The 704-nt window shown below is 60.8% G+C and carries 1 protein-coding gene; it reads right to left on the bottom strand.

Translation table 11 applies throughout. The features are described from left to right. The coding region (locus DWB67_RS17775; RefSeq protein ID WP_147385984.1) for a transposase at positions 1 to 421 on the bottom strand (421 nt) is incomplete at its 3' end. Between the last annotated feature and the right edge of the window lie 283 nt (positions 422 to 704).

Here is a 704-nt window from a genome sequence, read left to right as displayed (position 1 = left end):
ATACATACCCTGCCGCGTGGAAGTAGTTCCAGCACTCTTGGGGCGAGAACATATTGCAGATGTCGCCGAGGGCTTTGAACAGATCACTGAAGGTTCGTGCGCCCATTTTGCGGAGATGCGCCTTCAGCTTCGAGAATGCCTGCTCAATGGGGTTTAGATCGGGTGAATAGGGCGGCAGATACAGGAACCAACATTTGGCGGCACGGATGGCTTCGGCGGCTTCGACGTTGCGGTGGGTCGCGAGGTTGTCGAGGATGGCGACCGAGCCGGGCGTCAGTTCCGGGGCCAGGACATCGCGAATATAAGTCGCGAAAGCGGAGCCATCCATCGCCCTGTTTATCACCCAAGGCGCGATGAGCCCCTCCGACGTGAGGCACGCAATGAATGTCTGCGTGCCCCGGCCACCCAAAGGCGCGTCCATCCGCAGCCGCTGGCCGCGGCAGGCGCGCCCCCGCAGTCGGGTCAGGTTCGTCTTTCACGAAGGTTTCGTCAATGAACACCAGCCGTTCGGGCTGGCGACGCATGAAGGGAATGCGCCGTTCCTGCCACGCGCGCCGGGTCTGTTTTACACGGGCGCGGTGCTGTTCAGAGGCCACCAACGATTTTTTTATAGGTGAAACCAAGCCGCTTGAGCAGCGCCGCAATCGAGGAGTGATGGACCTTCACGCCCTCGGCCATGGCCAGCGCATCGCGTCGTTCATAGA

This window comes from Paracoccus sp. JM45 (assembly GCF_003590715.1).
GTDB lineage: Bacteria > Pseudomonadota > Alphaproteobacteria > Rhodobacterales > Rhodobacteraceae > Paracoccus.
Note: the sequence above shows the minus strand (reverse complement) of the source record. Positions and strands in the feature narration are given on the sequence as shown.